The following is a 1561-nucleotide window of genomic DNA, read 5'->3' as shown; positions in this document are numbered from 1 at the left end:
TCCGGGTGCCTCCCGCACCCGCGCCACAGTGGTCGATGGCGTTCTTCATCGCCTCGATCACCTTCGGGTTCTGGCCCATGCCGAGATAGTCGTTGGAACACCAGACGGTAACGTCCTTCTGACCGTCAGCCGTGTGGCGCGTGGCGCGCGGAAAGTTGCCGCGATGACGCTCGAGATCGGCGAAAACCCGATAGCGGCCTTCCTTGTGAAGCCCGTCCAGCTCGCTCCTAAAAAATCCTTCGAAATCCATGCATGTGCTCCAGTATCGCGCGACGGTTTTGCTGAGCGGACGATCGCGCGTCAACCCTTACTTCACGCTTTAGCACCAACTGCGGCAAATGGCCCATATTTTTGAATGATTCCAGATAAAAAATTGCGCGAATCTCGCTGATCCGGAGCGCGTTCTTACACAATTGATGGAGCCGGCAAGCCGGCTCCGCTCGATATGTTAGCCCGCTGCGGCAACGGCGCGCTTCGCCATCACCTTCACCAGATTAGCGCGATATTCCGCGCTGGCATGCAGGTCCGACATCAACGCGGCCGGATCGACATCGACGCTCGTGACCGCATCCGGCGACCAGTTGGCGCCCAGCGCCTGCTCCATCGCAGATTGGCGAAAGACGCCGCTGGAGCCCGCACCAGTGACGGCGACGCGCACGCCGCCGGATCCCTTCGCAACGAAGACGCCGGTCATGGCATAGCGGGAAGCCGGATTCGCAAACTTGGCGTAGCCGGCCCTCTCCGGCGCCTCGAAGCTGATCGCTGCGATCAGTTCAGCCTCCTCAAGCGCCGTTTCGAAAAGACCGGTGAAGAAATCGTCGGCTGCGATCTCGCGTTTATTCGTGACGATACGGGCATTCAGCGCCAGCATCGCAGCCGGATAATCGGCAGCAGGATCGTTATTGGCGATTGAACCGCCGATGGTACCCATATGCCGCACATGCGGATCGCCGATCCGTCCGGCGAGGTCGCACAAGGCTGGGCAGATTGCGCCGATTGCGGCAGAAGACGCCACTTCCGCATGTGTCAATGCCGCGCCGATCCGCACCTTGCGGCCTTCGACCTGGATACCTTTCATCGCCTCAATGTGGCGTAGATCCACCAGATCGCTTGGCGCGGCAAGCCGTTGCTTCATCGTTGCGATCAAAGTCATGCCCCCGGAGACATATTTGCCCTCCGATGCGCCCGTGATCATGCTCACGGCCTCATCGACTGTCGAGGCGCGGTGATAATTCGTTTGATACATGGCCGTTCCTCCTCAGTGGGTTGCTCGCGCAGCCATCCACACCTTCTGCGGCGTGGCGGGCATCGTCAGCATGTTGTTGCCGATCGCATCCGTGATCGCATTCATCAGCGCCGGCGGCGAGCCGATCGCGCCCGCCTCGCCGCAGCCCTTGACGCCCAGCGGGTTGCTCGGACACGGGGTGTTTTGATGCGACAGATCGAAGGATGGCAGGTCGTCGGCACGCGGCATGGCGTAATCCATGTAGCTCGCGGTCAAAAGCTGGCCGCTCTCGTCGTAGTGAACGCCTTCAAGCAGCGCCTGGCCGATGCCTTGGGC

The 1561-nt window shown here is 61.1% G+C and carries 2 protein-coding genes and 1 pseudogene; all 3 read right to left on the bottom strand.

The features are described from left to right. Positions 1 to 250: pseudogene (locus tag C9413_RS31985) on the bottom strand (aminotransferase class I/II-fold pyridoxal phosphate-dependent enzyme); the annotation flags it as partial. A gap of 198 nt (positions 251 to 448) precedes the next feature. Further along, the gene (locus C9413_RS31980) at positions 449 to 1246 is read right to left on the bottom strand and encodes a xanthine dehydrogenase family protein subunit M (protein ID WP_039846318.1); all 798 of its coding nucleotides are present in this window, start codon (positions 1244 to 1246) and stop codon (positions 449 to 451) included. A gap of 12 nt (positions 1247 to 1258) precedes the next feature. Further along, positions 1259 to 1561, bottom strand: a 303-nt coding sequence (locus C9413_RS31975; RefSeq protein ID WP_170251538.1) for a molybdopterin cofactor-binding domain-containing protein, incomplete at its 5' end; no start/stop codon positions are given.

Source organism: Rhizobium sp. SEMIA 4085, from assembly GCF_013004495.1.
Classification (GTDB): Bacteria; Pseudomonadota; Alphaproteobacteria; order Rhizobiales; family Rhizobiaceae; genus Rhizobium; species Rhizobium gallicum.
This window is presented reverse-complemented; position numbering and strand designations above follow the sequence as displayed.

Bases quoted from the DNA above. Each gene is read 5' to 3' on its own strand.
- C9413_RS31980 (WP_039846318.1), bottom strand. From the start codon at position 1,246: ATGTATCAAACGAATTATCACCGCGCCTCGACAGTCGATGAGGCCGTG.